This is a genomic window from Thiohalomonas denitrificans (genome assembly GCF_016841685.1).
GTDB classification, from domain to species: Bacteria; Pseudomonadota; Gammaproteobacteria; order Thiohalomonadales; family Thiohalomonadaceae; genus Thiohalomonas; species Thiohalomonas denitrificans_A.
Genome location: NZ_JAENYR010000041.1, coordinates 25,985 through 32,343 on the forward strand (window position 1 = coordinate 25,985; position 6,359 = coordinate 32,343).

The window sequence follows — 6,359 nt, forward strand, 5'->3', positions numbered from 1 at the left end:
GATCAGTCCTGTGCGCTCCTCGCCTGCCGATAGCGCTTGTGAGACCGTCTGAGTGTTGCACTATTTTCCACATGGACCACTGGATAAGGAGTATCAAGATGCCATCGAGTTCAAAACAGTCTCTTCTTCTTCTTTTTCCTGGCCCGAAATATGACCTTGATCGCCAGTTCGGCGAACGTCTCGCGCTGCTTTCCCGGGATTTCGAGGGCGAGGTACTCACATCGGGTAACGACGATGAATCGAGGGTCTATGGTTCATTTCGCTTGCGGACTATCCATCGCAACCGAGCTATCAATCTTCGCTTTGCACTCTTTGTAATGGGGACTGCTCTAAAACACCGTATCGCAGGTCGAAACTTTGATCTGGTCGTCTCCTACGACCCGATAAAAACCGGAATTTTAGGAATCGTCGCCGCCCGCATTCTGAAGGCGAAAATGATCACCGAAGTCAACGGCGACTATGCCGAGGATATTCATTATGTCGATGAGGTTACAGGCCGTAAGGCGGTCATCAAAAAAACTTTGTACGGCCTGATTATTCGCTTTGTTCTGCTCCGCTGCTCAGGCATCAAGACGCTTTACCCCGGCCAGCTGGCTCCCTTCCGGGAGAGTCTTCGAAAAGGGCAGAAACTCGCCTGCTTTCACAATCACATCAACCTTCAAGGATTTTCCAAAGGAGCCGAAGAGAAAGTCGTTCTCTTGGCGGGATTTCCTTTTTATGTGAAAGGCGTGGACATCCTTATTGGTGCCTTCAGAAAGATATCAAGCCTGCATCCGGATTGGCGCCTGAAAATCCTTGGCTGGTACCCTAATCGTGACCTGCTAAACCGGCATATCGCCGGCCATCCACAAATCGAGTTTCACCAGGCAGTCCACCATCGTGATATGCCGATCCATATTGGCGGCGCCGGAATTTGCGTACTCGCTTCCAGAACTGAAGGCATGGGCCGCTTTCTGATCGAAGCGATGACCGCAGGCAAACCCCGAATCGGTCCAAGAATCGGTGGTATCCCGCAGATCATCGAATCTGGTATCGATGGTTTGCTGTTCGAGCCGGAGAATACAGATGCATTAGCAGAATGTCTGGAACTTCTGATGCGGAATTCAGCCCTCCGGCAGCGTCTTGGGGAAGCTGCGCAAAAACGGGCTGTGAATTTTGGCGCAGACAACTATTACCGACAGCTTCGCGATTTTTATTGTGATGTCCTCGGGCAGCCATTTAGGTCGGAAGCCACTGTATCGACGGAATACTGAATCGAAAGTTGGCTGGTGCTGTACTAATGATGTTCCAGGCTTTGATGAAGCGCTGAAAGTTCAGTTGTTTCGTTTCGTCGAAAATATTGCAAAAGCTCGATTATGCCCGGCTTGATATCCTCCAGGCGGAAAACCTCATTGCGACTACTCCTGTCACTGACCGCCAGGACGAAGGAAGCCAACGTCCTGAATTTTTGAACCAGTTTCCGGTTACCGCGAAACGTCAGGTACAAGTGATCAAGATCCCCGAGAAACCAGCGATTGCGGACACCAACCTTATAGCGGCCCTGTGCCGATACATCGTCATCCCTCCTCCGTCCCATATTGCAGCTCAAATAGGGAAAGTCGATTCCTGAATCGATTGCCAATTGCAACGAACCCCAAAATCGGGCATTGATTTCCATCAAATAGGGAACACCATCCGGCGCGATCTTGAATTCAATCATTGCCGGACCCTGCCATCCGGTTTGCTTTAGAATCTTTTCGGCCGCCTTTTGCAGGGGTTCGTTGAGCGACGTACTCTCCGAAAGCGTGCTAACACCACCCGCCGGGGGCCGCTCCCGAATCCGCCGATGGGAAAACCAGGCGGTTCCAGTACCTCCATCGAAGAGCACAAATAGCCCTGCGCCGTACCCCTGAATCACATCCTGAACCAGAAACGACCCATATCGGAACACCGGGTCCGAACCCAAAACCGCCTCCAGTTCCTCCCTGGAAGCCACGACCTTGACCTTTCCGGACAAAAACCGCTTGCCTGACCAGATGCGGGAGCAACACGGCTTTAACACTACGGGAAACCCTCCCACCGCACTGACTGCATCGTTCACTTCCTCTATACCGACTGCCGGTTCCATTTCGCGGCTCTGCGGCACCGAAACACCCGCGTCCCGGGCCAAACGAAGCACCTCTCCCTTATGGCTTAAGGTACTGAATGCCGCCTCCGGGCCAAACGGGACCGTATTCCCCAACACCTTTCCTGCACCAAGTACTAACGGCACGGTGGAGTCGGTCATCGGCAGAACATAGTCCACGGGATTCAGGCTCAAGGCATGGGCTACCGACCGAATAAAGCCTTCGGGATTGTCATCCGGTGACGGATACCTGAACGTCGCATTACAGTATCGGGACACACCCGCTATACACTGGCGTCTTGACGTACCGACTACCACCCGAAAACCCCGTTTGCCTAATGCGCGGACCGTGGCGAGTGCACTCCTCTCATTACCGTCCAAAACCAGCGCCGATGGTTGGCCTTGCATCACGAATTCTCCCTGACCGCGGCCATGCCGCGTTCCCTGGCCCGATACAAATCCATATAGGCTCCGAGCATGGCATCGAGGCTGTACGCTTCTATGACGCGCCGACGCCCCCTTTCCGCGACGGCCTTCGTCGCTTCTACTTCGTCTAACGCGCCAATGACTTTCATGCTCAGTTCCTGGTGATCAGCAACTCGAAAAAGATAGCCCTCCCTGCCATCCTCTATCACCTCAGGTAGGCCGCCGACGTTTGAAGCGATAACCGGACGTTCACACGCCATAGCTTCCAGTAGCGACAAGGGATGGCCTTCGGATATCGAAGGCAGGACAAACACATCCATGGCGCAGAGTAGTGAATGAACATCCTCTCTAAAGCCGAGGAAAGATATCGCATGTCCTATTCCCAGCTCTTTGGCCTGTCTCTTGAGTATTTCTTCCTCACTCCCCCGACCCGCAATAAAAATCTTCACGTCGGGCCTCTCCTCGAGAATCGACACGGCTGCTCGCAAAAGAACCTGGTGCCCTTTTACGGGGTACAGATTCCCGATAGCACCTAGCACTGGATACTTCCCGTAACGTAGTTCCCGGCGGGTGCGCTCTCTCAGTTTACTATCAAACTGAAAACGACTCGTGTGAATGCCGTTTGCAATAACCTGCACCCGGTTTTCCGGAATGCCAATCCCTTCGTTCAGGTACTGACGTATATCCTCCGAGACCGCGACCATGCGCGAAAAGCGGGCAACATAACGATATGCAAACCGTCGCCGCATCCTGTCACCGTAATAATTTTTGCCATGGATGGTTGCAATACACCTTCGCCCGGTCAGTCGGCCGAGCAGGGTTCCATAGACGTTCATGGCGAATTCATGGGAATGGATGACATCCGCTTCTTGATCTTCAACCAGCTGCGCCGCTTTTCGAAGCCATCCTGAATCGATCGTTCGCTTGAGAGGCAGAAGCTTGACCTGGCTTCCGACCGCTTCAAGCGCTTCTCGAAGCCAGCCATCTTTAATCAGAATCGTGCAGGATTGGATGCCACGATGCTTCAATCCTTCAACCATGCTGATAAGCATGCGTTCGGCCCCACCCGGACCTGAGGTTTCTATAAGGTGTAATACAAGGCGCGTCATAAGCTGCGGAATCATCCTCCTTGCGCTAATCTTCCGTGAACAGGAATACTCACCTGGATTTATCCTTACAGTCATAGCATGTCCATAGCTTATGTTCCCCAGCGCTCTAGAGCAGACACTCAAAGACGAATTTGGCGGAAAGCGGGCATGGCTGAGACATGCCTGGGCCTTGATGGCTCTCCGTAGTGGGCAATTGAGTCACTTCACACAGGTGGATTTCCACACCGTTCGGCGCGTGGTCTTCGTTTGCAAGGGCAACATCTGCCGAAGTGCCTACGCCCATGCCCGAGCCCGCCAACTGGGCCTCTACACCGATTCATTTGGTCTGGAAGCCGATGCCTTACACGCAGACGCGGATGCCATCCAAAACGCAACAGCACGCCAGCTGGATTTAAGTGCACACACGCCCAAAGCGCCTCATCAGCTACGCCTTACCGAAACCGACCTGTTAGCGGCCATGGAACCGCAACAATGCTTGCAACTGGAGAAGCAGTACCCGAATGCCCAGATTACTCTGCTGGGACTATGGGCCTCCCCCAGACGACCGTACATTCATGATCCGTATGGACACGGTAGCCGCTATTTTCAGGCCTGCTTTTCAACCATCGATTCCGCTGTAGACTGCATAGCGAAAAATCTCATCGAGGCCGAACGCTGAAGATTGCATCGCCGGGCTGTGAACTCCGACACCCTCTGCCTGATTGGCGTTTGCTAACGCTACGCCGTTCACAGGCCCGGTGTGACTCGAACCGACGTACCGCTCCCTGACGCGTTGATAAAGTCTGCCCTCCGAAATAAAGCGGAGGCCTGAAATGCGCCTTGAAAAACCCAGCCTGATTCCGGGAGTCGTCTTGACCGGATCCCTGCTACTTGCCGGGTGCGGTGGTGGTGGTGTCGACGGTACGACCACGACCAACCCCGACACACCACATATTCCCACCGGCGAAGGGGTCGCTACTCTCGCCTGGACCCCTCCACTGGAAAACACCGATGGTTCCACCCTCACTGACCTGGATGGCTATCGTATTCACTATGGTGAATCCGCCGGTGACTATCCTTACGCAATAGAGGTTACGAACTCCGGGCTTACCGCCTACACCATCGAAAACCTCGCACGCGGGATCGAGTATTTCTTTGTGGTTACGTCGATAAACTCTGAGGGGATCGAAAGCGCCTATTCCGAAATGGTTACGACACTCATTGATTGATAAGGTCCGACATGAAATACGCCCCTTTTCCCAGACTCTTTAGAGTCTCTCTAGTTACATTTTTGCTTCTGATGGCAGCGCCACACGTTGCTCTTTCGGCACCAGGAGACATCTTCTATGTCGATGCCGGCAATTCTTCGGCCTCGGACAGCAATGACGGTAGCGAATCACGACCCTGGAAAACTATTCAAAAAGCGGCATCAACCCTGACTGCCGGTGAAACCGTACTCGTCAAAGCCGGAACCTACACGGAACTTTATTCTGGGTATCCAAACACCTCGGCCAGTGGTTTAAAGCCGCAAAACTCTGGAACCGCTGATGCTCCCATCATCTTCAAGGCTTACCCGGGCCACCACGTGGTCATTGACCAGCAACAACAGGGGGCAGGATTCTATATCCTCAAGCGAAACCATCTCGTCATCGACGGCTTTGAAATCAAAAACGCACGTTCAGGGGGTGTCTACACAGCGGATTCCGCCGAAGCCATCGTGGTTAAAAATAATCACATTCACCACATAGACGGAAGCTCCGGAGGAAATGTCGGAGGTATCAAATTCGACGGGTGCGGCTACTGCACGGCTGACAGCAATCGGATACATAACATCTATGTCGGCGGAACGGCGTATAACCAGAACGTCGCAGGCCTGCATAGCTTCGACATGCACCACACCACGATTTCAAACAACGAATTCTCTGATGTCTATCGGGGCGTCTATCACAAACGCTCCTCCGGACAAAAGGGCGTCACAATCCATAACAACACGTTCCGGAACATCTATGACTCAGGCGTCATCTATTCGGTTGCCGGCGGCAGCAACCCGGGACATAAAGATCAGGAAGTTTATGAGAACATCTTTGACAATGTTCCGACCGGCGTAAAATCCACAGTCTGGGAAACCTCGACCGTAAATGATGGCCTTCTGATTCACAATAACATCTTCAATACCAAAACGGCCATTTCGCTGGCAGGTCACCGGGGTGTGGAGATATGGGACAACATATTCCTCGGCAACGAGCAACAGATTGTGACCACTTATCACTCGGGAGGATGGGACAATCATATCGATTATAGTGACCACAACCTCTACGACAGCTCTCTGTCGAACATCCTGGAACGTTATGGCAACGAGCAAAGTTACGGCTCACTGGAGACGTGGCAGGATGCGGCGGACACGTCATGGGTTTCCGGGAACCCCGGAGCCAATAGCCTCGTCGGCAGCTCGGGTTGTGTCGATCCATCCGCAAGCGACTATCAGCTTCTTGACATCTCCATTGCCAAAGGTGCCGGCCGTTACGGTGATGATATCGGAGCCTATCCCAACGGTGCGGGAAGCATCCGGCCGCAGCCTCCCACCAATGTCATCGCTCAGTAATACGGGTGCGTTATCACGGAGAGGCAGCCGCTTACGGCTGTCTCTTTTTTGCGAGCACCGCCGCTTCGCAGCCCCGAATCAGTGACGAACCTTTAGCCGTCATTGCGAGCCGTACCCCCTGCTGCGCAGACCCGAATCA

At 53.3% G+C, this 6,359-nt stretch carries 6 protein-coding genes; 4 read left to right on the plus strand and 2 right to left on the minus strand.

Translation table 11 applies throughout. The features are described from left to right. Nucleotides 1-98: 98 nt before the first annotated feature. Complete coding sequence (locus tag Q7L05_RS10275; RefSeq protein ID WP_303905774.1) at nucleotides 99-1,253, plus strand: glycosyltransferase family 4 protein; 1,155 nt, start codon at nucleotides 99-101, stop codon at nucleotides 1,251-1,253. 23 nt (nucleotides 1,254-1,276) lie between these two features. On the opposite strand, the gene Q7L05_RS10280 is transcribed toward Q7L05_RS10275, so the two are convergent. Both Q7L05_RS10280 and Q7L05_RS10285 read right to left on the minus strand, forming a co-directional pair. Beyond that, the gene (locus Q7L05_RS10280) at nucleotides 1,277-2,299 is read right to left on the minus strand and encodes a carboxylate--amine ligase (RefSeq protein WP_303905776.1); all 1,023 of its coding nucleotides are present in this window, start codon (nucleotides 2,297-2,299) and stop codon (nucleotides 1,277-1,279) included. A 212-nt stretch (nucleotides 2,300-2,511) separates the two neighbouring features. Further along, the gene (locus Q7L05_RS10285) at nucleotides 2,512-3,639 is read right to left on the minus strand and encodes a glycosyltransferase (protein WP_303905780.1); all 1,128 of its coding nucleotides are present in this window, start codon (nucleotides 3,637-3,639) and stop codon (nucleotides 2,512-2,514) included. Nucleotides 3,640-3,832: 193 nt separating this feature from the next. Here Q7L05_RS10285 and Q7L05_RS10290 point away from each other — a divergent pair, with 193 nt between their 5' ends. The 3 genes from Q7L05_RS10290 (at nucleotide 3,833) to Q7L05_RS10300 (ending at nucleotide 6,220) form a co-directional block, all read left to right on the plus strand. Beyond that, nucleotides 3,833-4,297 (plus strand): arsenate reductase/protein-tyrosine-phosphatase family protein, encoded by a 465-nt coding sequence (locus Q7L05_RS10290; RefSeq protein WP_303905783.1) that lies wholly within the window; start codon nucleotides 3,833-3,835, stop codon nucleotides 4,295-4,297. Nucleotides 4,298-4,451: 154 nt separating this feature from the next. Beyond that, nucleotides 4,452-4,847 carry a fibronectin type III domain-containing protein gene (locus Q7L05_RS10295; RefSeq protein ID WP_303905786.1) on the plus strand — a complete coding sequence of 132 codons (396 nt, stop codon included), beginning with the start codon at nucleotides 4,452-4,454 and terminating at the stop codon, nucleotides 4,845-4,847. Between the two features lie 11 nt (nucleotides 4,848-4,858). Then, complete coding sequence (locus Q7L05_RS10300) at nucleotides 4,859-6,220, plus strand: right-handed parallel beta-helix repeat-containing protein (RefSeq protein ID WP_303905789.1); 1,362 nt, start codon at nucleotides 4,859-4,861, stop codon at nucleotides 6,218-6,220. Nucleotides 6,221-6,359: the final 139 nt, after the last annotated feature.